At 43.4% G+C, this 22,391-nt stretch carries 16 protein-coding genes, 2 other RNA genes and 1 pseudogene; 15 read left to right on the forward strand and 4 right to left on the reverse strand.

The window, feature by feature from the left end; all coding sequences use genetic code 11:
- Positions 1-2: 2 nt before the first annotated feature.
- From gpmI to NYE26_RS32210, 9 genes are all read left to right on the forward strand, one after another.
- The gene (gpmI, locus tag NYE26_RS32170; RefSeq protein WP_036726269.1) at positions 3-1,547 is read left to right on the forward strand and encodes a 2,3-bisphosphoglycerate-independent phosphoglycerate mutase; all 1,545 of its coding nucleotides are present in this window, start codon (positions 3-5) and stop codon (positions 1,545-1,547) included.
- Positions 1,548-1,604: 57 nt separating this feature from the next.
- Positions 1,605-2,891 (forward strand): phosphopyruvate hydratase, encoded by a 1,287-nt coding sequence (eno, locus tag NYE26_RS32175; RefSeq protein WP_036726271.1) that lies wholly within the window; start codon positions 1,605-1,607, stop codon positions 2,889-2,891.
- A 231-nt stretch (positions 2,892-3,122) separates the two neighbouring features.
- The gene (gene secG / locus NYE26_RS32180; protein ID WP_036690096.1) at positions 3,123-3,356 is read left to right on the forward strand and encodes a preprotein translocase subunit SecG; all 234 of its coding nucleotides are present in this window, start codon (positions 3,123-3,125) and stop codon (positions 3,354-3,356) included.
- A gap of 303 nt (positions 3,357-3,659) precedes the next feature.
- A complete protein-coding gene (gene rnr, locus NYE26_RS32185) occupies positions 3,660-6,629 on the forward strand; it encodes a ribonuclease R (protein ID WP_339252802.1) in 2,970 nt (989 codons plus the stop codon).
- Between the two features lie 177 nt (positions 6,630-6,806).
- Entirely contained in the window at positions 6,807-7,286 is a 480-nt protein-coding gene (gene smpB, locus NYE26_RS32190) for an SsrA-binding protein SmpB (protein WP_036690100.1), read from the forward strand.
- Positions 7,287-7,488: 202 nt separating this feature from the next.
- Positions 7,489-7,853, forward strand: a transfer-messenger RNA (tmRNA) gene (gene ssrA / locus NYE26_RS32195).
- Between the two features lie 253 nt (positions 7,854-8,106).
- On the forward strand, positions 8,107-8,733 hold the full coding sequence (locus NYE26_RS32200) for a DUF4145 domain-containing protein (protein WP_339252804.1): 627 nt from the start codon (positions 8,107-8,109) through the stop codon (positions 8,731-8,733).
- Between the two features lie 268 nt (positions 8,734-9,001).
- Positions 9,002-9,952 carry a hypothetical protein gene (locus NYE26_RS32205; protein WP_339252806.1) on the forward strand — a complete coding sequence of 317 codons (951 nt, stop codon included), beginning with the start codon at positions 9,002-9,004 and terminating at the stop codon, positions 9,950-9,952.
- Between the two features lie 390 nt (positions 9,953-10,342).
- Positions 10,343-11,347, forward strand: a complete 1,005-nt coding sequence (locus tag NYE26_RS32210; protein ID WP_339252808.1) for an AAA family ATPase — start codon at positions 10,343-10,345, stop codon at positions 11,345-11,347.
- A 34-nt stretch (positions 11,348-11,381) separates the two neighbouring features.
- On the opposite strand, the gene NYE26_RS32215 is transcribed toward NYE26_RS32210, so the two are convergent.
- A complete protein-coding gene (locus NYE26_RS32215) occupies positions 11,382-13,742 on the reverse strand; it encodes a S8 family peptidase (RefSeq protein ID WP_339252810.1) in 2,361 nt (786 codons plus the stop codon).
- Positions 13,743-14,241: 499 nt separating this feature from the next.
- Here NYE26_RS32215 and NYE26_RS32220 point away from each other — a divergent pair, with 499 nt between their 5' ends.
- The 4 genes from NYE26_RS32220 to NYE26_RS32235 all read left to right on the forward strand — a co-directional run bounded on the left by NYE26_RS32220 (position 14,242) and on the right by NYE26_RS32235 (position 17,380).
- Entirely contained in the window at positions 14,242-15,648 is a 1,407-nt protein-coding gene (locus NYE26_RS32220) for a hypothetical protein (protein ID WP_339252812.1), read from the forward strand.
- Positions 15,639-15,963: a transfer-messenger RNA gene (gene ssrA / locus NYE26_RS32225) on the forward strand. Before NYE26_RS32220 ends, ssrA (NYE26_RS32225) begins: the two co-directional genes overlap by 10 nt.
- A 195-nt stretch (positions 15,964-16,158) precedes the next feature.
- Entirely contained in the window at positions 16,159-16,404 is a 246-nt protein-coding gene (locus NYE26_RS32230) for a hypothetical protein (RefSeq protein WP_036726274.1), read from the forward strand.
- 190 nt (positions 16,405-16,594) lie between these two features.
- The gene (locus NYE26_RS32235) at positions 16,595-17,380 is read left to right on the forward strand and encodes a nucleotidyltransferase domain-containing protein (protein WP_036726276.1); all 786 of its coding nucleotides are present in this window, start codon (positions 16,595-16,597) and stop codon (positions 17,378-17,380) included.
- 68 nt (positions 17,381-17,448) lie between these two features.
- Here the strand turns inward: NYE26_RS32235 and NYE26_RS32240 are convergent, their stop codons facing one another.
- Both NYE26_RS32240 and NYE26_RS32245 read right to left on the reverse strand, forming a co-directional pair.
- Positions 17,449-19,290 carry an alpha/beta fold hydrolase gene (locus tag NYE26_RS32240; RefSeq protein ID WP_339252816.1) on the reverse strand — a complete coding sequence of 614 codons (1,842 nt, stop codon included), beginning with the start codon at positions 19,288-19,290 and terminating at the stop codon, positions 17,449-17,451.
- Between the two features lie 59 nt (positions 19,291-19,349).
- The gene (locus NYE26_RS32245) at positions 19,350-19,916 is read right to left on the reverse strand and encodes a TetR/AcrR family transcriptional regulator (protein WP_339252818.1); all 567 of its coding nucleotides are present in this window, start codon (positions 19,914-19,916) and stop codon (positions 19,350-19,352) included.
- Positions 19,917-20,045: 129 nt separating this feature from the next.
- Here NYE26_RS32245 and NYE26_RS32250 point away from each other — a divergent pair, with 129 nt between their 5' ends.
- Positions 20,046-21,302 (forward strand): mechanosensitive ion channel family protein, encoded by a 1,257-nt coding sequence (locus tag NYE26_RS32250; protein WP_339257684.1) that lies wholly within the window; start codon positions 20,046-20,048, stop codon positions 21,300-21,302.
- Positions 21,303-21,331: 29 nt separating this feature from the next.
- Positions 21,332-21,989 (forward strand): annotated as a pseudogene (locus tag NYE26_RS32255) (Rpn family recombination-promoting nuclease/putative transposase).
- A 62-nt stretch (positions 21,990-22,051) separates the two neighbouring features.
- Here the strand turns inward: NYE26_RS32255 and NYE26_RS32260 are convergent.
- Positions 22,052-22,372, reverse strand: coding sequence for a helicase (locus NYE26_RS32260; RefSeq protein ID WP_245368579.1), 321 nt, complete (start codon positions 22,370-22,372; stop codon positions 22,052-22,054).
- Positions 22,373-22,391: the final 19 nt, after the last annotated feature.

The following is a 22,391-nucleotide window of genomic DNA, read 5'->3' on the forward strand; positions in this document are numbered from 1 at the left end:
GAATGTCAGCTCCAAGACCTGTAGCACTGATTATCATGGACGGCTTCGGACTGCGGAACACGGATGAAGGCAACGCTGTTGCCCAAGCCAACAAGCCGAACTACGACCGTTACCTGAAGCAATATCCGAATACTACGCTTACCGCTTGCGGTGAAGCTGTAGGTCTGCCGGAAGGCCAAATGGGTAACTCTGAAGTAGGGCACCTTAACATTGGTGCCGGCCGGATTGTATATCAAGACCTGACCCGTATCGACAAGTCGATCCGTGATGGAGAATTCTTCGATAACGAGACGCTGGTGGCTGCCGTAAGAAGCGCTAAGTCAACCGGCAAAAAGCTTCACCTCTATGCACTGGTATCCGATGGCGGCGTACACAGCCACATCAATCACCTGTTCGCCATGCTCGATCTGGCCAAAAAAGAAGATCTGCATGAAGTCTATATTCATGCCTTCATGGATGGCCGTGACGTACCACCCGACAGTGGACAGAAGTTCATTCAGGATCTGGTCGCCAAGATTGAAGAGGTTGGCGTAGGTACAATTGCTACGGTATCCGGACGCTACTTCGCGATGGACCGTGACAAGCGCTGGGAACGTGTAGAGAAGGCTTACCGTGCAATGGTATATGGGGAAGGCCCTAAATATACCGATGCCCTTCAGGCCATCACTGCATCCTACCAGAATTCTGTGTTCGATGAATTCGTGGAGCCAAGTGTAATTGTGGACAGCCAAAACAACCCGGTAGCGACCGTGGAGAGCGGCGATTCCGTCATTTTCCTTAACTTCCGTCCTGACCGTGCGATTCAGCTGTCACAAGTGTTCACGAACTCGGATTTCCGCGGCTTCGACCGTGGACCTAAGTTCCCGCAAGGCCTGCACTTCGTATGTCTGACTACCTTCAGTGAGACAGTTCAAGGCTTCGTGGCTTACTCCCCGAAGAATCTGGACAACACGCTCGGTGAAGTGCTGGTTCAGCAGAACAAGAAGCAGCTGCGTATTGCAGAGACCGAGAAGTATCCGCATGTGACCTTCTTCTTCAGCGGCGGACGCGATGAGGAGCTTCCGGGCGAGACCCGTATCCTGATCAACTCGCCAAAGGTGGCAACCTATGATATGAAGCCAGAGATGAGCGCTTACGAAGTGGCGGCGGCCTGCGTAGCGGAGATTGAGGCGGATAGACAGGATGCCATTATCCTGAACTTTGCTAACCCTGATATGGTAGGACACTCCGGCATGCTGGAGCCTACAATCAAGGCAGTCGAAGTAACGGACGAATGCGTAGGCAAGGTTGTGGATGCTGTAGTTGCCAAGGGCGGCGTTGCTATTATCATTGCCGACCACGGAAATGCTGATATGGTATTCGATGAGAACGGACGTCCGTTCACAGCCCATACCACCAACCCGGTACCGTTCATCGTTACCACTGAAGATGTAGTTCTGCGCGAAGCTGGTATTCTCGCAGATGTGGCACCGACAATCTTAGATCTGATGGGACTTCCGCAGCCTGCGGAAATGACCGGACAATCCATGATTGCCAGCCGCAAATAAGCAAGACATCTGTTTGTGTAAACCCAAAACCATTGTATAAAAGGAGATTAAACTTACATGACTATTATTTCTGATGTGTATGCACGCGAAGTCCTTGACTCCCGTGGTAACCCTACTGTAGAGGTTGACGTATATCTGGAGTCCGGCGCAAAAGGCCGCGCTATCGTTCCTTCCGGAGCTTCCACTGGCGCTCATGAAGCTGTAGAGCTTCGTGACGGCGACAAATCCCGTTACATGGGCAAAGGCGTTCTGAAAGCTGTTGAGAACGTAAACGAAATTATCGCTCCAGAAGTAATCGGTATGGACGCTCTTGACCAAGTGGGCATCGACAAGCTGATGATCACTCTGGACGGAACTCCGAACAAAGGCAAGCTGGGCGCTAACGCAATCCTGGCTGTATCCATGGCCGTAGCTCGCGCTGCTGCAACTGCTCTGGACATTCCTTTGTATGTATACCTGGGCGGATTCAATGCCAAGACTCTTCCAGTACCAATGATGAACATCATCAACGGTGGTGAGCATGCCGACAACAACATCGACGTTCAAGAGTTCATGGTTCTTCCAGTAGGCGCTCCAAGCTTCAAGGAAGCACTGCGTACTGGTGCAGAAATCTTCCACAACCTGAAATCCGTACTGCAATCCAAAGGCCTGAACACAGCAGTTGGCGACGAAGGCGGCTTCGCACCGAACCTGGGTTCCAATGAAGAAGCGATCACTACAATCATCGAAGCGATCGAAAAAGCCGGTTACAAACCAGGCGTTGACGTATTCCTTGGTATGGACGTTGCTTCCACTGAGTTCTACAAAGACGGTAAATACACACTTGCAGGCGAAGGTAAATCTTACACTTCCGCTGAGTATGTTGACCTGCTGGCTTCATGGGTTGAGAAGTACCCAATCATCACTATCGAAGATGGTATGTCCGAAGATGACTGGGATGGCTGGAAATTGCTGACTGAAAAATTGGGCGATAAAGTCCAATTGGTTGGTGACGACCTGTTCGTTACGAACACTGAGCGTCTGGCAACAGGTATCGAAAAGGGTATCGGTAACTCCATCCTGGTTAAGGTTAACCAGATTGGTACACTGACTGAAACCTTCGATGCGATTGAAATGGCAAAACGTGCCGGCTACACAGCTGTAATCTCCCACCGTTCCGGTGAGTCCGAAGACAGCACTATTGCTGACATCGCTGTAGCTACCAACGCAGGCCAGATCAAGACTGGTGCTCCTTCCCGTACAGACCGTGTGGCTAAATACAACCAACTGCTTCGCATCGAAGACGAGCTGGGCGAATTGGCTCAATACAACGGCCTGAAATCCTTCTACAACCTCAAAAGATAATTTCTTTTGAATCTATAGATACAATGAGCCTGCCGGTTTCCGGCAGGCTTTTTTGATGCTGATATCTGCGATAGAGGGACAACATGAGATTTTCATAGTGTGATAGGGCGGGAATGCCGTCTGGAAGGTTGTATTCATTCTGTGGCTATGATAAAATAAAAATGCTGTTTATGAAACGGATATTCTAATTTAGCATAGATAGTGATGCTTGGACGTAGGAGGTGGAAGTGAATGGATATCTTTTTGAAAGTGGTGCTTCTGATTTTTGCCGTAGGTCTGATTGCGGTCGTTCTTCTGCAAAAAGGGAAAAGTGCAGGTCTTTCCGGTGCCATCTCCGGCGGTGCTGAGCATCTCTTCGGTAAAACAAAGGCGCGCGGTATGGAGCTTGTGCTGCAGCGTGTAACAGTTGGTCTGGCGGCAGGATTCTTCATCATGTCAATAGTTGTTGCCATTGTTGTTGAATAACTCGTCTACAGTAAGCCTTCGCTCTGTTCTGAATGGAATAGACGGGGGCTTTTTTGATAGATTTGGGGTCCCCGCAAAGTACCTGAGTCATCATCGAAGCTAAAGCCCCACTTTGTGGGGTTATTTTGTATGCAGATTTAATATTGTGAACATCATAACAGGGATGCCCGGGATTAATTTCGTGTATACTAGGGTATGAAGTATATAAAGGTAAATTTTACTTGAAATGATTAGCTGTATAATAGGACAAGGCATACAGTATGCCAATGCATAGGAATGCAGCAGGAGGCTGAGGTAACGAACATGATAACACAGGAAATCTTACTTGATTTCATGCGGGAGACCGCTTATAAACCACTAACCTATGAAGAACTGGTAAGCCATTTCGCCACTCAGGATAGTGCCGATTTCAAAGCCTTTGAGGCTCTATTGATTGACCTGGAAAAGGACGGCCGGATCATATTGACCCGGGGCAGCCGTTATGGTGTGCCTGAGCGGATGGATTTGCTGCGCGGACGGCTGCAGGTTCATGCCAAGGGCTTTGCTTTTCTGATTCCCGATAACCGGGAGCACCCGGATGTGTATATCCACGCGAACGATCTGAAGGGGGCTATGAACGGCGATATCGTCTTGATTCGTATTACCTCTAAGAGCCCGTCCGGCGGGCGAATGGAAGGCGAAGTGGAACGGATTCTGATCAGAGGTGTGTCGCAGACAGTGGGTGTTTTCCAGAGCCTGGAGACCTATGGCTTCGTGCTGCCTGATGATAAGCGGATTAACCGGGATATTTTCATCCCAAGGGAGTCTTTCAAGGGTGCGGTTGACGGGGAAAAGGTGGTTGTCCGCATTGTGAGCTATCCGGAGGGCCGTGCTGCGGCTGAGGGTGAGATCATTGAGATCCTTGGCCATAAGGATGATCCGGGCGTGGATATTCTGTCGGTAATCCGTAAGCATCAGCTTCCGGAGGCTTTTCCGGCTGAGGTGATGACGGAAGCGGAGCAGGCGCCGGATTCGATCACAGATGAAGAGATTATCGAGCAGGGGCGGCGTGATCTGCGCGGGCTCAATATCGTAACGATCGACGGCGCAGATGCCAAGGATCTGGATGATGCGGTCAACGTAGAGCGTCTGGAGAATGGCCATTATAAGCTGGGCGTTCATATTGCTGACGTAGGCTATTATGTGCGTGAAGGCTCTGAGCTGGACAAGGAAGCCTACGACCGCGGATGCAGTGTGTACCTGGTGGACCGTGTCATTCCGATGCTTCCGCACCGGCTGTCGAACGGTATCTGCAGCTTGAATCCGCAGGTTGACCGTCTGACGATGTCCTGTGAAATGGAATTCGACGAGCAGATGAAGGTCGTGAACCACGATGTCTTCACCAGTGTCATCCGTACGAAGGAGAGAATGACCTACTCTGATGTACGGAAGATTGTCGAGGATGAAGATCCTGAGCTGCTGGAGCGTTATGCTCCGCTGATCGGGGATTTCCGCCTGATGAAGGAGCTGGCGATGAAGCTGCGGGGTGCCCGGATGCGGCGCGGGGCGGTGGATTTCGATTTTGAAGAGAGCAAGATTATTGTAGATGAGGCCGGTAAGGCTATCGATATTGTAAAACGTGAACGCTCTGTAGCGGAGCAGATTATTGAAGAATTCATGCTGGTGGCTAATGAGACGGTGGCGGAGCACTTCCACTGGCTGAAGGTTCCCTTCCTGTACCGGATTCATGAGGACCCGGACCCGGAGAAGCTGCAGAACTTCATGGCTTTTGCGGCTAACTTCGGCTACCACGTGAAGGGCCGGGGGAATTCGGTTCACCCGCGTGCGCTGCAGGATCTGCTGGAGCAGATTCAGGGAACGAAGGAGCAGACGGTAATCAGCACGATGATGCTGCGCTCCATGAAGCAGGCGAAGTATGATGCCGAGAGCACCGGGCACTTCGGGCTGGCAGCGGAGTTCTATTCCCACTTCACCTCACCGATCCGCCGTTATCCCGATCTGGTCATCCACCGTGTGATGCGTGAGGTGCTTGAGAATGGAGGAGCGCTGAGCGAGAAGCGCCACGAATATCTGGCCTCCCGGATGCCGGATATTGCCCAGCAGTCCTCGGAGCGTGAGCGTGTGGCTGTTGAAGCCGAGCGCGATACCGAGCAGCTGAAGAAAGCAGAGTTCATGCAGGACAAGGTTGGCGAGGAATTCGACGCCATGATCAGCAGTGTGACCAGCTTCGGGATGTTCATTGAGCTGGACAATACGGTCGAAGGTCTCATTCGCCTCAGTGCGCTGACAGACGACTACTACCACTTCGATGAAGCTCATATGGCGCTGATCGGTGAGCGTACCTCCAAGGTCTTCCGCATCGGCGATGAAGTGAAGATCCGCGTGGCCAAGGTTAACATGGATGACCACACCATCGACTTCGAGCTGGTTGATATGAAGCCGCGGGCGGCTGGAGACCACCGGAGCTATGGCGGCAAAGGCGGCCGTCCGGGCGCAGGTGGCTTCAGCAAGCCCGCCGGTAAGGCTGGAGGCGGCAAGGGCCGTGGCGGTAAAGGAAAGCCCGGCAGCGCTACTGCCGGAGGCAAGAGTGGTGTTACCAAGGGCAAGAACGGCGCCATCTTCGGTGCTGGCGGTAAGGGGAAGAGCGGCGGCGCAGGTGCCGCTGGTAAGAGCAAGAACGCTTCTCCCGCTGGCGGCGGTGAAGCGGCTGGTGGCTTCGGCGCCGCTGCGGCAGGCGCCGGGAACGGGCCGCGCGCAGATGGAGCGGCGGCGTGGGACATCGCCGGCGCAGCAGGCAGCGGCCGCAAGCGCGGACGCGGGCCGGAAGCGGCAGCGCGGCGTGGTCTTGCCGCCGCAGGCGCAGCGGGCGGCGGCAAGGCGGACCGCCGGGGCGAAGCCGGCGGTTCGGGCGCTCCGCGCGAGGGCGGCAGAGGCCGCGGCGCGGAGGCCGGTGGCGGTGCCGGGGGACGCGGCATCGCTTTCGGCTTTGGCTCGGGCAAGGGCGGCTACGGCGCGCCGGGCGGTGGCGGGTCTGAGCAGGCGGGCGGTGAGCTGCGCGGCGTAGACGCGAGCACACGGTTCCGCAGCCGCGAGGACCTGGGGGCCGACGGGCGCGGCGCAGCGCCGGAGGGCAAGGGCCGCCGCAAGAAGAAGGGCGGCGTGTTCATTAGCCCCTCCGTGACGCCAGGCAGCGGGGAGTCTGCAGGCCAGGCCGGTGCTGACACTGGCGAGAAGAGCGGGCGCCGTAAGCGCAAGAAGAAACCTAAGGCGTAGGCTGAACGATATGAGCGCTGTTCCTTTAGGGGGGCAGTGCTTTTTTAATAAGAATCAAGCTTCACACGACCGCGGCATAGAGCGATCCTTCCTTGCGTTGGCAGCTCGGCTTTTGATACAATATAGACCTGGTGTCCGTGAAGGATTGCCGGGAATTCGATTCAAGGAGTGACGCTCATGGGTAAAAAAGCAGACGGGAAAGTGCTCGCCCAGAACAAAAAAGCTTCCCATGACTATTTTATTGAGGACACCTACGAAGCGGGTTTGGTTCTTACAGGAACAGAGATCAAATCGCTGCGTAATGGCCGCGCCAACATAGGGGATGCGTTCGCTACGATCCGCAATGGCGAGATTCATATCCACAACATGCATATCAGTCCTTTTGAACAGGGAAACCGCGCCAATCCTACCGATCCTACGCGCACACGTAAGCTGCTTATGCATAAGGAGCAGATACACAAGCTGCTGGGCTCGTCCAAACGGGATGGCTTCACCATTGTGCCGCTTAAGATTTATGTGCGTAATGGCTACGCCAAGCTGCTGATTGGTCTGGGTAAAGGTAAGAAGGAATACGACAAACGGGATTCCGCCGCGAAGCGTGACGCACAGCGTGATATCCAGCGTGTGCTGCGCGACAAACAGAAGGTAGCCAGATAGACTGACTACTGCACCCTCGTCAGGTGGTTCCAGATTCAACCTTCAATTCCTTTAACCCACGTGTTAAAGTGTTGATAAATGTGCTATACTGGGTAAGTAGATTTTTTGCTTCTGAACAGCCATCGTAAATCAGATCGCTGTGTACCGGATCAGCATTTGTGCTTGTGATTGATCCGTTAATCCGAAGCGCCCTTTCTAATGAGGGGCCGTTCTTGGATTCGACGGGGATAGTTCGAGCATGAGTAGCGAGTAGTGGGGACGCGTCCGCTTCATCAACGCTAAAGCCTATTAAACGGCAAACAACAAAACAACTACGCTTTCGCAGCCTAAGAAACTGTGTGCGTGCTTCTACTCTGCATCGTCCATGTGACAGGGCTAGGGGCTAACAAATAGTGGAATACGCTGTCTCATCTCCGCCTGGGGTGAGCTGAAGAAGATAATCAGGCTGACCCGAAGGGGACCCGGTTACGGGGGGCTTCTAGGGTGACATCAAAACTGTAACTACACTCGTAGAAGCTTATGTGCCGTTATCTTCGGACAGGGGTTCGACTCCCCTCGGCTCCATATGGAGTATGAGAGAGTACCTTAATTGGTACTCTTTTTTCATGTTTTCAGGAGATAATTAGGGGTGCATTGTGGTTGAAATGCTTGATAATACTGGGTTTGTGAGAAGTGCTGGCCATGAATAGCATGAGTCTCCTTATAATTAATCCACTAGAGCATTAAAATGAAAATTTTCTCAAGCCAAGTCCATTTATGCGCTTTCCTTGTTAATAAAGCAGGGAATTTTACAAATATTGTAGAACTACAGATGTAGGCTGTGACAGCAGGAAACGGGGGAAAGGATATGATAGTTGAATGTCCATATTGTAATTCCAAAGTAGATGGCATTATAAAAGGTGAGCATGAAACGTATAAGGACTATGAAGAGAATCCGTCGAAGCGAGTACTTTTAGAATGTCCAGTTTGCAAGTGCTCATTGCTAGCTCGAACAGAACTTTGGCAAATAGGAAATGAAGAATATGAATGGAGTCATGCTGTTAGGTTATGGCCTGATCCTAAAAGAGAATGGTCTTGGGATTTGCCTGAAGCTGTAAGCTTTTCATTGGATGAGGCTGAAAAATGTTTTAAAGGCAGTGCATATTTAGCTTGTGCTGTTATGTGCGGAAGAGCGGTAGAAGCCATCTGTAAGGATTTTAATGCTAGCAGTTCAAATATCTTCGGAGGTCTTAAGGAACTATTAGAGCTTGAGATAATTGATAAGAGGATTTATGAATGGGGAAATGCTCTGCGAATTCATCGGAATATTGGAGCTCATGCTTCTGATGTGAAAATAAGTAAAATAGATGCTTCTGACCTCTTAGATTTTGCAATAGCAATATGTGATTATGTGTATGTACTAAGAAATAAGTTTGAGGACTTTATGAAGAGGAGAGCCATTGAGTGACTAAACATTAACTATGTAGGGTAGGGAATAGTAAGTGGTTTTTTTTAATTAATAATTATAGTTCATTCAAGGGGGTCTGATGTTACAAGGTCATTAGTAAAGGCGGCTACTTCGATAGCAACTTGGATAAAGAAGTAATATTTGTGAAATTGAAAAGCTCGAAGAACTCAAACTTGACAGATCGCCTATTACTGAGGATTGGATACGATGTTTTTTATGATAACAAGACAAAGCATTTAAAAGTGTATGGATGGGGGGCGGTATAATATTGGGTATTCATGAAGGTTCTCAGGTTAAGGGATTTATATTCGAATATGAGTTGCTTAGAATGATGAGGTGTCATGGAAGTTTTAGCAATGTCCAGAATGAGGTTAATACTGAAAATGCAGATATAAAAGCAGATTTTAACGGGGAAACTTTGTTGATTGAATGCAAAGCAGCCTCAACTTTTTCTGAACGTAGACTTGATGAAGTGATTAAAAAATTACTGCATTATCAAAATCCTACTTTTAAGAAGAGAGTTCTGGCATTTCCAGGTGAGTTGACTGCAATGCAGATGGACAGGATTAGCGATCTTAAGTGGCTTGAAGTTTGGGATTTGAATAAAATTGCTGCGTTATTTACGCAACAATTAAGAATGATCGAGTCCTGTGAGCTTAAAGAGTTACTAATGTCTGTACACCTTAAAGATACCATTGAAGATGTGCTAATGCGGATTTTGAGGTCATGCGTTCCTGGAAAATCAAATTGGAGTTCGTATCAGAAGGTTTGTACATCTATATTTGAGCACCTATTTTGTCCAGACCTCGGCAAGCCAATTGTAGAGCATTCAGATACTGCTAAGGCAAATAGAAGAGACATAATCATGGCAAATTATTGCGAATCAGGATTTTGGAAGTTTATGGCCAATAGATACGGGGCAGATTTTATTGTAATTGACCCCAAGAACTACTCTGAAAAAATAACCAAAAACTGTGTACTACAAATGATTAACTACTTAAAAGCCTATGGTCCAGGAATGTTTGGAATTATTTCAACCAGAAAAGGGGCAAAAGAAGCTGCAATACACACTCAACGAGAAGTGTGGATGGCACAATCCAAATTAATTATATTTATTGATGATTCTGATTACGAGCAAATGTTGTTGCTGAAGAAGAATGGAAATAGTCCTGAAGAAGTTATTAAGCAACGGATTGAAGATTTTAGATTAGGTTTATAGTCCTCAACTACGTGTCGTAGTGTTGGGACGATCATCAAGTATAGATTTTTGAGAGAGCTTGAAAATATACATAATTCCGATGCCCTAGAAACATAAAGGGAACCGACAACAAGTTTTCATATAGAATAGAATTGGAATGTTTAAGGAGTCTTTTGTGAATACTTTTTAGGAAGAATATAATATGATTCAGGAAACACTCTAATAATACTTTTTTTTTAATAATGATTGGCAGGGTTTATATTATGAAATTTAATTAATTGTTATGCTTTAAATTCTATGCCTTTGATGTTGTGCTCTAAACAACTATGGGTATAGAAATTATAAAAAGAGTTAAAATGATAAAGATATGCTATATTAAAACAAAGTTTATATGAAGCGGTGTGATAATAGATGGCCAAAGGGGCGCATCTCAAGAAGTTATTTCAAAGTGTTAAAGATGGAAATATGGACACATTTAAGCAAATCGCAGAAGCAATTATTGAAGATGAAAAGATTAAAAGTCATGCGCAATTGGCTGGGGAATTACAAAAAATATTAGATTCGCCTGGTTTTGAAGCAAAACCATTAAAACAAACAACAGTTAATCACTTTCATTTATTGCCTAAGGATAAAGATTCTAATAATTTGTTGCTTGAAATGAATCAATCTCAGACAAACTTTGATAATCTCGTTCTTAACGATTCAATTCTCCAATCACTCTATGAGTTAGTAAAAGAGTTTGAAGAAAGTGATGTCCTGTCGGCCTATGGTTTATCGAGTAAAAACAAATTTCTATTTTGTGGCCCCCCTGGATGTGGTAAAACGGTGACTGCAAAAGCTATCTCAGGTGAATTGAATATACCAATTTTATATACTAGATTCGATAGTGTGATTTCTTCGTATCTTGGAGAAACAGCCAGTAATCTAAGAAAAATCTTTGACTTTGCATCAAGTGGTAATTGGATTTTATTTTTTGATGAATTTGATGCTATTGCCAAAAAACGTGATTCAATAGATGAACATGGTGAGTTAAAGAGAGTAGTAAATACCTTTTTACAGTTGCTAGATAGTTTTCAAGGAGACAGTATAATAATAGCTGCTACTAATCACCAATCGTTATTAGACCCAGCCATATGGAGACGTTTTGATGATGTATTGTTGTTTCCTTTGCCTAATGAGTCTCAAATTAAGGATTTGTTAAATCGGAATTTAAATCGTTATCCGCATGCAAGAATAGATACTGATCAACTTTCAAAGATGTTAATTGGTTTTTCGCATGCTGATATTGAACGTATCTGTGTCACCTCTATAAAGAAGGCAATTATTATGCGATATAATCAATTATCAGAATCACTTATATTAGAGGAGATTGAAAAATACAAAAGTAGGTATGAAATATACAACGCATTAATGTAAAGAGATGCGGAATTTTTCCGCATCTCCTTTCATTTTAAACACGTGTTCTTGTTTGTGAACGTTGTCTGTTTTGAATTCTTGTTTGTATTGAATTATAAATATTAACTTCTTGATTGCTGTGTTCTATAGATACAACAACTGCAAAAGGTTGAAACCCCTCCTCCTGGAGCCATTTCTTTGTACACTTTACTACCAAATAATAAGTGTCTCCATAAACACGTTGTGCCTTTGCATTATTAATTAGCTTATGTGTACTTTTCAAAAGTGTGCCCCTAGCAGTAGAAGCTATGGCAGGATCCATCTTACATTTACATCCCTTTTTGTCCTCGGGTAGAGTGCTTTTTTCAAATTCATCATCGTCAGGCTTACAGGTGTATTTTGTAACATCATCTAAATCAAGTCCACGATATAAGCCAAATGACATTTTAACCCCCATATAGTCTATTCTTGAATCCCTACATGGAGGATTATATGCTAAAGAAATATTTATTTTACAAGCACCTTTAGAAGAATATACTTCATCTGGAATGGGTATCTCGAAGATATTTATCTTTCCGATCCCTATGTCACCTTCATGATACATAGTTACAAGGTTATCGTATGATCGAGTTAAATATTTTTCTCTAATATCCCCATATCCATTTATACGCTGCTGAAGTTCTTTGATTTGTGCAGGTTTTGAACTAGAGTATTTTTGTTCAATATATTCATTGCTTAAAGTAGAACAATCAGATGAATTGATGAGTAAGGCTCGTAAGAGATTTCCTTTTGCAGTGGGGATTTCTTTTTTTATCTTCCCTAAAAGATGGCTAATATAAGGAGCAGCAAAACTAGTTCCATGACGTACTTCAAACCAGGAACCATTGTTAAAGAGACTGGAAGATAACACTCCAAGAGATGAATCTTGAGAGTTAATCTTCTTAGTCAACGTATTAAAAACATAGGTACCGCCATTAGCTGTAGACTCGGGTTTTATCGATTTATTGTATCCGTGGCCTGTTCTTGAAAATGGGGAGATTATTCCCTTTTCGCCTACGGGAATCGTCCGTAAACCGTTTCCACCAACATTATGAATTTTTGAACCTATAGTAAGTGAGCTTACTGATATACCAGGGGGAATTATTGCTGCATCTTGATCATTCAATAAATAATCAACATAATTGTTCATCACAGTGGCACCATCATTGATAGGATAATAGTTGCCGCTAGATACAACTGTAGCTATATTAAATTTATAGTTTAAATAATCTAAAGAAAAACTCCATGCATCCATCTTACTATTTTGTTGATAGGGAAAACGATCATCTCCTAATGATAAATTGAATATCTTACAATTAAATTCGTCAGATGCAAAGTACTCTATAGCTTCTTGAACTACTGAAACAAGTATTTTTTCATCTGGGAATTTATTGTGTTGGTCAGTTACTCTTCCATTTAATAAGCGTATCTCTGGCTCAAGAGGTTTAGAGGAATTTAATGCTTCGTATACATCTCCGTAAAGAACAATTCCTGCTACCATGGTGCCGTGACCATTCTCATCGAATGGTGTTGTAATTCCACCAAATGCTTCAGACTCGTACACCGTGTCTTGTAGTAGCGGATGAGTAGGTAATATTCCACTATCGATAACAGCAACAAAAGGAGTATCTAGGCCAGGTTTTTTAATCTTCGGAATTGTTGCAATATCAATATTTTGAAATTTTCCCTGTTCATAAATGGATTGTTGGGGTAAGTCGGCATAATATACGTTTTTATGCTCCAATAATGTTCTAATTAGCGCGCCTTTAATTGAAATTTTAATAAGCATCAAGCAGGACATAATAACATCATCAATTACCCGAGATTCTAAGGATTTCAAATAATCCTTAAAAGAAATCATTTTCTGATGAAGGGATTTTATGTCATCGGAATCCGCATATAATTGGACATCTAGTGTGTATTCTGCCATATTGTCAACTACCATAGCCTTTAACAATGGTCCTGTTTTTTCTTCTGGAGTTTGAAAAACAAATTCCTCAAGGTTAGCAAATTCAGAATAATTCATAACTCTTTTGGTTGCTAGTTTCTCAGCTATAAAATCGGATAAGTGAGAGTTGAAAACTATAGGATTTTCAACTTGTACAATAGCTTCTTTTTTATTTGGTTCAGCAAGGAGGATAAGACCTATTTTACTGTAGTTAACTGGCTTGTCGTTATCTTTAATTACTCTGAAAATGAAGTCTTCACCAAACTTCTTTGTTTTATTATATTCGTTTTGTTGCTGACTAAAATTAGTTCTTAATTTAGCACCATGTAATTTTGGAATAATAATACGGTCAGGGCGTTTATCTTGTCGGCCTTGACTGTTAAAGTCAATATTTTCTTTAACTAAACTAAGATGATTATGATTATTCACAGGGATCACTCTCATTTACCATTATTTTTTATATATACAAAATACGACAAATGGTTACAAAGTCCTTCAGAACATACGTTTCAATGTACTGGTAGTACTATCTATTTTGTGACTGTTGCAAGTTTTAATGATGTATAAGGTAAATGGCGTCGGAAAGTGTAACATTCATATCGTGATCAATTGCTGGTTGCAAAGATATCTGAAGAACTTTTATATGTATTAGCTGACAAAATGTTTTGACAGTCAATTCATGGTATGGGAATATTGGTATATCTAATTCCAGTAAATTGTTACTTTTGTCGGCCGAGCTTCGCATTAGTATTCAGGGTGAAAATCCACCATCTTGAGCTGTAGGCAATCAGAGTGGTACATAATTTTCGTAATATGAAAATGAGCAGTGGATAGCATAGTTGGAAGGAAAGACCTTTCGTATATCTGGACTTGATATTGACTGGGAAACTATCAAACTCAATGCTGAACAGGACTATGGGGGAAGAGTATGAATAAAGTTGAAAAAAAACTCGAAATACCAATCAACAATTCCGTACTAGATGAGTATCTAAAAAATGAGTTTCAGAAGAAAAAGCAATTAGAGGTTATTCATGAATATATTGATGACTTTGATGTTTACAAATTTAGCTTTGTAGACAGGATTAAAGAAGCTGAAGCTCGGATTAATGTTGATGTCTATATTTTAAGCAATGGTAGCATGAAACAGTTGCATAAAATGATTATTTATTCTCATGATGAAATGATAAATTCGTACGATCTAGATCATTACTTTTTAAGCGAATTGTATTATCCTATTACAATCAACGATTATGGTGATAAAAAAGCTAAATATACAGTGAGACTGTACTATTCAATCATCCATGATATAGGTTTTAAAGGTGAGTATGTAATAACATGGGGAGGAAAAGTCAAATTTAAGCCTTTGTTTAATGAAAAACAAAAAAATACAATAGCTGAGAGAATAATATGCATTGATGTTGAGGTAGAGGCTAGCTCACTCAGTCAAGCCCGTTCAAAAGCATACAATATTGCCAGAGATTTCACATCCTTTTTATCCGTATTAATTGATACAGGTTTTTATGTGTTTGATTCTAAATTTGCTCATTACACACGAAAAAGCAATAATGGTCTAATAGGTGAGTTTCAAAGAGAATCATTTTATGATAGTGAGTTGGATATACGTGTAATGGATAATATGAATGGTCTGAGACATAGGTTAGACTATCAAGCAGTTGAAGTGCCCTCCTATTTTAATGTAGGTTTTGTAGATGATAATTTTAATTTTAATTCAACAATGATTCTCAATAATGATAAAGTAATGAATGAAAATCTAGAAAAAACCTTTTTAAACTATAGAATAACTAATCCTACTATTGATATGCGAGAGTATTATTCTGAAGATATTGATGAAACGGCTTGTTATGGTTTAGCTTTAAAAATTCCGAAGAATATTCGTCAATTTTATAAGTCTTTGGACAGATTAAAAGTTGAGGATATCAATAAATATGAAGCTTTTAAGAATTCATGTAGACTATATAATCTTTCTCATACTGCTGGGGGAAAAGAAGCAACACTTATGATTTCATACATGGTATCCTCAGTAGAAGCATTAACTAAATGTGAAAATGAGAAACTGTCTTTCAGTTCGTTCATGATGAAATATTTAAATGAAGACTATGATAAAAAATTGTGTGACTTCTTATATGGAAATGTAAGGTCAGGGCATTTTCATTCAGGCGAGTTTTTCTTTCAAGAATTTGCTCTTAGTTTAGATGTAACTTTTCAAAATGAATACTTCAATTTAAGAGATAAGTTTGTTAAATCCAGGAACATATTGAGAAAAGCAATAATTAATTGGATAAGAGTTCATGTTCTAAAAACATTAGAATTATGAGTAGCGAGTAGTGGGGACGCGTCCGCTTCATCAACGCTAAAGCCTATTAAACGGCAAACAACAAAACAACTACGCTTTCGCAGCTTAATAACCTGTGTGCGTGCTTCTACCCTGCATCGCCTATGTGACAGGGATAGGGGCTAACAAGTAGTGGGATACGCTGTCTGGTCTCCTCCTGGGGTCAGCAGAAGAAGATAATCAGGCTGACCCGAAGAGGACCCGGTTACGGGGGGCTTCTAGGGTGACATCAAAACTGTAACTACACTCGTAGAAGCTTATGTGCCGTTATCTTCGGACAGGGGTTCGACTCCCCTCTGCTCCATATGGAGTATCAGTAAAGACACCTTAATCAGTGTCTTTTTTCGTTTCCCTTTAAGATTAAGTTCACTTGAAAATTGCTATAATAATAACGAATGTAGCTGATAGCGAAACGTATGTCTTCTGCGGGAAGACCGGACAGGAATATCCTTAATCAACGATATTGAAGTTCATTTCCTGGAGGTGCTGAAGATGAATGAGCCAGGATTGGAAAAGGCAATGGATACTCTGCAATATTTGAGTCAGGATTCTGATGCTAGACGGCTTTATGAGGCTAGACAGAAGTATCTTCATGATGAAGCATCTATGCTGGGAAGTGCTAAATTGGCAGGTATAAAGGAAGTAGCGAAGAATATGCTTGACTTGAATCTGGACATAACGACGATTGCAAAGGCCACTGGATTAACAGAGCAGGAGATCAATGCTTTGAGGAAGTAAAAAATGTGGGAGCATCCAATGTGAGGGTGCTCCCTTTTTTTGTTACTAACGATGCCTTCCTTTATTAGGGGTGATGATTGATTTATTCGGGGGATTGCGGGAATTTCAAAAGTGGAATATTATTACCTTATGATTAATGTATTGGCTTACTAATTTATGTTTATATTAATTTAATTGGAGTGGATGTATTATGTATCCCCATCATCAAGCTGCCATTGATGCCATCACCAACAAGCTTAAAGCCAGACCCGACGTACAAGGGATCATCATCGGAGGTTCCGTGGCGCATGGTTTTGCTGGTGAAACCTCTGATATCGACATTATGATCGTCCTTTCTGAAGAGGATTACAAGAATGCTTGTTCCATCCATAATCTTGGGTATTTCGAAACGGAATCCTGTTCTTATGAAGGCGGTTACGTGGACGGGAAGGTTGTATCTGCTTCCTACATCAAGCAAGTGGCCGAATCCGGCAGCGAGCCTGCTAAGTTCGCATTCCAGGATGCGTTCGTCACCTATTCCAATATCGAGGGGTTGGAAGAGTTGGTCCAAGACGCACCCCGATATCCGCTGGAGAACAAGGCAGAGAATATGCAGAAGTTCTATGCACAATTCGAAACCTGGAAATGGTATTATTACGAAGGACTGAAACGCAACAATCGTTTATTAATCGACTACTGTTTGACCCACTATGCCTTTTTCGCAGGTAGGCTGATTTTGGTACACAACGAAACGCTGTTCCCTTCTTATAAGTGGTTCTTAAAGGTTCTGGAAGGGGTAGAAAAGAAGCCGGAGAATTTGTTGGCGGACATCCATCGGGTACTGGAAGAACGAACGCCGGAAGCCGTCGAGAATCTGTACGAGAGTATTGTGGAATTTAATAACTGGTATCAGGCAGAGCATCATTGGACGGTTCAGTTCATGATGGATAGCCAGCTGAACTGGATGGACGGACCGGTTCCGATTCTCGATTTATAAACTGTTCCGCTAACGGAGTAAAGCAGAAGACACCTTATCAGGTGTCTTTTTTCATTACTGTGGATGTATTAATTTCCTAGTACATAAGAAGCCGTCTCCGTCGGATGGCTAAGAGGAAAATGATGACCATAGGGAACAACGTCAATCTTTCCAAGCTGTACTGGAGTAGAATAGCGCCGATCTTGATCGCCCCAAATAATATGAAGATTAGCACTCGGTACTTTGGTGAAATCACCCCGATAGTTTTTCGACAGGAAACGATTGAGCTGAAGAGTTGTATTTAAAATTCTAGGCGAAGTAAAGCTGCTGCGTACTTTGGCAATATAATATTTCGGAATGCCCTCTATATTTTCAAACAGACCATTGCCAATTAAATAACGTTCCAATGAACTAGCCGTTGCTAACTTTAATGCCCATTTGTTCAACAATGGAGGAGCATTAAACGATTTGTGATTTTTCTTCGTAACAGGTGGCTGAAGTAAAGTAATAGTATTCTTCGTATCCAAGTACTCTCGCGCTAACGCTTCCAGCAGAATAACCGCTCCGAAGGAATGGCCAATCCAATGTGCGCCCTGAGCAGCTTTTCCTGATAACTCCTTCACTACATTCAAATAGAGATCTATAAGGTTCTTCTCATGCTTAAAAGGGGAACGTCCTAAACCTGGAAGATCCGGAATCCATACAGGTTGACCCGTTTTTTCATGAAGCTCCACTCCTAAGGGAAATAAATCCTCCCCATCACTCAACAAACCGTGGAATAAAATAAATGGCCTACCCTCTCCTTGTATTTGATAAATCACAGTATTTCCGGTTAAGGTTCGTTCAAATGAATGATTATGCTGGTCATTTGGGTACATCAGGCGATAATCCAAATCTGCGACTACGGCCGGGAAAAAATTCATGACACTCGTCTTAGTAAACCAATCTGCTCCCATGACTTTTTTCGGTAAATCATTTGAAAACTTTCGATTTGTAATAAAGTTCAGTCCATCCGATGGAATTCGCGTGATTTTACTGAGCCCGCTGTTCATAAGTGCCTTCATGAAGCGAAGGGGCACAGAGATTGTAGGTGCGGCCATATTCATACTTTCTGACATCACGCCTAATAACTCAGCTATATCTGGATCAAGCGGTTTGTCTGGAACAAGGGTATAGGTTTGAATAGACGATTGCTCCAGCTTAACAACCTGAACCATAAACTTCGCCAGCGCATCGTTTGAAATCAGCGGTAATTTATACCCCTTGCCTCCAGGTATAACTGGCATCAGCCCTCTTCGCATACTCTCCACAAGTAAGCCTAAGCCTGCTACCTGCTCCGTACTCCCTGTTGTACTGCTGCCGACTACAGTTGGCGGATTAATCACAGACAGCGGATAGCCTACTGCGGATGCCTGCTGGCGAATATACAGATCTGCTAAAAATTTGGTTCTTTCATAAGGATTTTTTATTTTCAGATAGTCGTGTCCTTCTTTAAACACATCGATCGCAACCTTGCTGTTATGGTCATCAAAGGGGGACATATATCCAACTACATGAATAAATTGCTGCAAACCCTTCAATTGATGGATACGTTTAGCGAATTCACTGATATGCTTGGCACCGTTTAAAAATACAGAGGTTGCTTCTTGCGTTGTCGCTTGAATATCCATTTGTCCGCCTGCGTGAATAATAACATCCGTGTTAAGTACCTTCTCCTTATCTTCATCACTTAGACCTAAATCTGTTTTCGTCAAATCACCTTCAATAAAGTGCATGGCTGCCTCGTTGAATAACCCTTTTTCCTGAAAAACACGTGTTGCTTTACTCTTCGACCTCACTAAAAGAAAAATCATAACCTCCTCTTTAAGAAGCTCCTCTACGAGTTGCCTCCCGATAAAGCCTGTTCCACCTGTTAAAAATATGGTCCTCATATCATCTGTTCTCCTTTTTAGTACTGTTTGGTACTAATTTTGTGTAAAAAAAATGCTTCTTATCGAAGCAAGTTGAAAAAGTGGCTGGCTGTTCTCGTGATCACCGTTGCATCCTTCAATGTCTCTGCAAGAAACAGCGCTCCTTCAAGATTCGTTATAAAAAGTGCTGCTACCTCGTCAATATGAATCGTTTCTCTAAACTCGCCTTTTTCTGCTCCTTGTTGTAGTAATAGAGAGATTTTCATTTGTAATCCTGTGAAAAAGAGACCTATTTTTTCCTTGATGTGCGTAGCTTGTGCCGGAGTTTGAATATAAAGTGTAATAAACGGACAGCTCCCCTTATACTCTCTGGACTGAACTCCCTCCGTTAAATGCTTTAAAAACATCTGGACACGATCTTCAACGGATAACTGGTTCTGAGAAAGGATTTGATCCATTGCCCGCTCATACGTTTCAATCCAATAATCAACGACCCCTGCTAACAATTCTTCCTTATCCGTGAAGTGATAATACACATTCGATTTGGACACTTTGCTTACACGTACTAATTCATCCATGCTGGTATAAGCAAATCCCTTTTCTAAAAATAAGGCTGCCGCGACTTCAAGCACACGTTTTTGGTTCATGATTTTTGCCTTTGTCATGAGTAGAACTATACAGTACTAAATTGAGCGTTGCAAGTATTTTTATTTTTGCATAACACCTATTTATCCTCTATAATTGTAGGCTACTATGCACCCAGTCAGGAGGAAATGATGAATTTTATACAAGAGCACCTAGCAGGATATGGAATGAGCGAGCAGATGGTCGTGTATCTCTCGAACATCATTATGGTTTTATGTATTGCTTTACTCTCTATAGTGGCTAATCTTGTTGCCAAAAAACTCGTACTGAAGATCATCATCCATATCATTCATAACAACCGGTATACGTGGGATAATATCTTTTTGGAGAAAAAAGTATTTCACAAGCTGTCGCATCTCGCTCCGGCCTTTATCATTTATTACGCCGCGCCTATTTTTCCGCTGTATCAGTCTTTCATTGTAAAGTTCGCCTTAGCTTATATGATTATTGTAACGATCACGGTGTTTAATGCCCTGCTTGATGCCATCGATGCTATTTATCGTACGTATGAAGTGTCCAAGATGAGGCCGATCAGAGGCTACATTCAGGTTGCGAAGATTATACTGTATATTATTGGTGCGATTGTGGTGATTTCTAACCTCATGGGTCAGAATCCGCTGATTCTGCTTAGTGGACTGGGCGCGTTATCCGCTGTTCTGATGCTAGTGTTCAAAGATTCGATATTGGGCCTCGTGGCAGGTATTCAATTATCTTCTAACGATATGGTTCGTGTAGGCGACTGGATTGAAATGCCTAAATATAATGCCGACGGCAATGTAATTGATATTACGCTGAATACGGTAAAGGTGATGAATTTCGATAAAACCATTACCATGCTTCCGAGCTATGCCCTGATCTCAGACTCTTTTAAAAATTGGCGGGGGATGGAAGCCTCCGGGGGCAGAAGAATTAAACGAAGTGTCTGTATTGATACAAGCAGCATATGTTTTTGTACCAAAGAAATGATTGAGGAGTTCCAAAAGGTTCACTATCTTAGCGATTATGTCCTGACAAGATTAGATGAAATTAACGCCTATAATACGGAACATCATATCAATATGGAGAGTAAAGTGAATGGAAGACAGCTAACGAATATCGGGGTATTCCGGGAATATGTCCAAGAATATCTGCGCAATCATCCCAAAATTCATAAGGATATGACGCTCATTGTCAGGCAGTTAGCACCAGGAGACAGCGGACTGCCTTTAGAAATTTATGCGTTCAGCAATGAGACTACCTGGGGTGTGTATGAGTCCGTCCAGTCGGATATCTTTGATCACATTTTTGCGATTATCCCTCTGTTTGGACTTCGCGTTTTCCAGAACCCGACGGGCCAGGATATTGTTAATTTAAAAGAAAGGGTAATTACTTCGCATTATTTGGCATGATATAATATGGGGGAATGGAGTTGATGCTGATGCAGGATTTACTCGACCCTCGCGTGGATTTAATCTTCAAACGTATCTTTGGAAGTGAACATAACAAGGATGTATTGTTATGGAGAAGCGGACGTTATTCTATTGGAGTGAGATGTATTACCATCAGATTCCTAAGGGCAGTAACTATAATACACTGAAGAAATGTGTAACCATCAATATTTTGAACTACTCTTGCCTCAAAAATGACCGCTACCATAGCGTTTTTCACCTACGGGAAGATCATACCGGAATTTCTTTGTTGGAGGATATTGAGATCCATGTCATTGAGTTGACGAAACTAGATGAACATTCGGTGTCGCTTGAGGAAGGCGGGCTGGTCAATTGGCTGCTGTTCCTAAAAGGTGTGGACAAATCAAACTGGGAGGTGTTGGCGATGAATGAACCAATGTTAAAGAAAGCAATGGATACGTTGGAATTCTTGAGTCAAGATACCGTAGCCAGAATGGAGTATCAAGCTCGTATGAAAGCCCTGAGCGATGAGAGACGCGTATTGAGGGGGCTAGAGCGGAGGGGGAGCGTAAGAAAGCCGAGGAAATTGCCGGGAAATTACTGGCGATGGGGTTAGAGGTTGAAACTATTGCAAAAGCAGCGGGTCTCTCAGTACAGGAAGTAAAGGCATTAAGCCCACTGCAATAGTACAGTTTTCAGATAAGAGTAAAGCCAGCCTGATTGTGTGGGCTGGCTTTTTCTCTCCTATTCTACAACTCCGCCCCCCGATACCCCATCTTCCGGTAACCCTTCACCCTTTTCTTAAACATCCCCATAAGCATAGGGACCTGGAGATCGATATAATCATAAATTCTTACTTCTTCTTTGTTGACATGACTCCGGTGCAAGCGGCCGGCATATTGCTGTAAGGTGCCTGACCAGGAAATGGGATGAACCAGGAACAGTGTGTCCAGTCTGGTGTCATCGAAGCCCTCACCAATCAGCTTGCCGGTAGCGATAACGACCCGCTCCTGATCGTCGGGAATTGTGGCGATTTGAGTGCGGAGCGCCTCGCGCTGTTTTTTGCCCATCCGGCCTTTCAGTACAATA

Origin of the sequence: Paenibacillus sp. FSL P2-0136 (assembly GCF_037975325.1) — a bacterium.
GTDB classification, from domain to species: Bacteria; Bacillota; Bacilli; order Paenibacillales; family Paenibacillaceae; genus Paenibacillus_AQ; species Paenibacillus_AQ silagei.

Bases quoted from the DNA above. Each gene is read 5' to 3' on its own strand.
- eno (WP_036726271.1), top strand. From the start codon at position 1,605: ATGACTATTATTTCTGATGTGTATGCACGCGAAGTCCTTGACTCCCGT.
- gpmI (WP_036726269.1), top strand. From the start codon at position 3: ATGTCAGCTCCAAGACCTGTAGCACTGATTATCATGGACGGCTTCGGA.
- NYE26_RS32230 (WP_036726274.1), top strand. From the start codon at position 16,159: ATGAATGAGCCAGGATTGGAAAAGGCAATGGATACTCTGCAATATTTG.
- NYE26_RS32245 (WP_339252818.1), bottom strand. From the start codon at position 19,916: ATGAACCAAAAACGTGTGCTTGAAGTCGCGGCAGCCTTATTTTTAGAA.
- NYE26_RS32210 (WP_339252808.1), top strand. From the start codon at position 10,343: ATGGCCAAAGGGGCGCATCTCAAGAAGTTATTTCAAAGTGTTAAAGAT.
- NYE26_RS32240 (WP_339252816.1), bottom strand. From the start codon at position 19,290: ATGAGGACCATATTTTTAACAGGTGGAACAGGCTTTATCGGGAGGCAA.
- NYE26_RS32220 (WP_339252812.1), top strand. From the start codon at position 14,242: ATGAATAAAGTTGAAAAAAAACTCGAAATACCAATCAACAATTCCGTA.
- smpB (WP_036690100.1), top strand. From the start codon at position 6,807: ATGGGTAAAAAAGCAGACGGGAAAGTGCTCGCCCAGAACAAAAAAGCT.
- NYE26_RS32260 (WP_245368579.1), bottom strand. From the start codon at position 22,372: ATGGGCAAAAAACAGCGCGAGGCGCTCCGCACTCAAATCGCCACAATT.
- secG (WP_036690096.1), top strand. From the start codon at position 3,123: ATGGATATCTTTTTGAAAGTGGTGCTTCTGATTTTTGCCGTAGGTCTG.
- NYE26_RS32250 (WP_339257684.1), top strand. From the start codon at position 20,046: ATGAATTTTATACAAGAGCACCTAGCAGGATATGGAATGAGCGAGCAG.
- NYE26_RS32235 (WP_036726276.1), top strand. From the start codon at position 16,595: ATGTATCCCCATCATCAAGCTGCCATTGATGCCATCACCAACAAGCTT.
- rnr (WP_339252802.1), top strand. From the start codon at position 3,660: ATGATAACACAGGAAATCTTACTTGATTTCATGCGGGAGACCGCTTAT.